The sequence below is a fragment of the Paraburkholderia sp. J67 genome, assembly GCF_905220265.1.
GTDB lineage: Bacteria > Pseudomonadota > Gammaproteobacteria > Burkholderiales > Burkholderiaceae > Paraburkholderia.
The window spans coordinates 1-226 of sequence record NZ_CAJMZK010000149.1 but is presented as its reverse complement, the minus strand read 5'-3'; the positions used below and the strand labels follow the sequence as shown (position 1 = coordinate 226).

Below are 226 nucleotides of genomic sequence, written 5' to 3'. Positions count from 1 at the left end.
GCGCCGCGCAATGGATCGACAAGGCAGATGCGCTGATCATCGCCGCTGGCGCCGGGATGAGCGTCGACTCCGGGCTTCCGGACTTTCGTGGATCGAACGGCATCTGGACAACGCTACTACCACCTTATATGCAAAAAGGCGATCTGCACGTCTTCATGCAAGCTCGCTGCTTTGAGGATAGCCCGCGCGAGGCATGGCGATTCTTCGGTCGCGCGCTGGATGTCTG

Annotated in this window: 1 protein-coding gene; it reads left to right on the top strand. The window is 60.2% G+C overall.

Annotated elements, in window-relative coordinates:
• On the top strand, positions 1-226 hold a 226-nt coding region (locus U5782_RS41555), incomplete at both ends, for a Sir2 family NAD-dependent protein deacetylase (RefSeq protein WP_322049660.1).